The organism is Jatrophihabitans sp. sgz311053 (assembly GCF_056135305.1).
This window is the reverse complement of the sequence record NZ_JBWAXP010000013.1, coordinates 1-536: the sequence shown is the minus strand read 5'-3', so window position 1 is coordinate 536 and position 536 is coordinate 1. Positions and strand designations below refer to the sequence as shown.

1 protein-coding gene is annotated in these 536 nt (G+C 69.4%); it reads left to right on the top strand.

What is annotated here, in order from left to right:
- Nucleotides 1-85: 85 nt before the first annotated feature.
- A partial coding sequence (locus AC0NZQ_RS21855) for an acyltransferase domain-containing protein (RefSeq protein WP_474532240.1) occupies nt 86-536 on the top strand: 451 nt, incomplete at its 3' end.

Sequence of the window (536 nt, the reverse complement as noted above, 5' to 3'; positions counted from 1 at the left end):
CGGTGTTGCCGGTGGTTCGGCTGGGGTGGGGTTTGTGTTTGGTGGTCAGGGTGGTCAGCGGGTGGGGATGGGGCGGGGTTTGGCGGTGGCGTTTCCGGTGTTCGGGGAGGCGTTGCGGCGGGTGTGTGGGGTTTTTGATGGTGTGGCTGGTGAGGTGGATCCGGGGTTTGGGGTGGTGGCTCCGGAGGGGTTGTGGGGGGTGTTGGGTTCGTCGGTGGTGGGGCGGACTCGGTGGGCGCAGGCGGGGTTGTTTGCCGTTGAGGTGGCGTTGGTGGAGTTGTTGGCGTCGTGGGGGGTGGCGCCTGAGGTGGTGGCTGGTCATTCGATTGGGGAGGTGGCGGCTGCGTATGTGGCGGGGGTGTGGTCGCTGGGTGATGCGTGTCGGTTGGTGGAGGCGCGTGGGCGGTTGATGGAGCAGTTGCCGGCCGGTGGGGTGATGGTGGCGGTGGCTGCGGGGGAGGAGGTGGTGGCTCCGGTGGTGGCGCGGGTCGCCGCCGCTGGTGCTGCTGCCGGGGCTGCTGCTGGTGCTGCTGCTG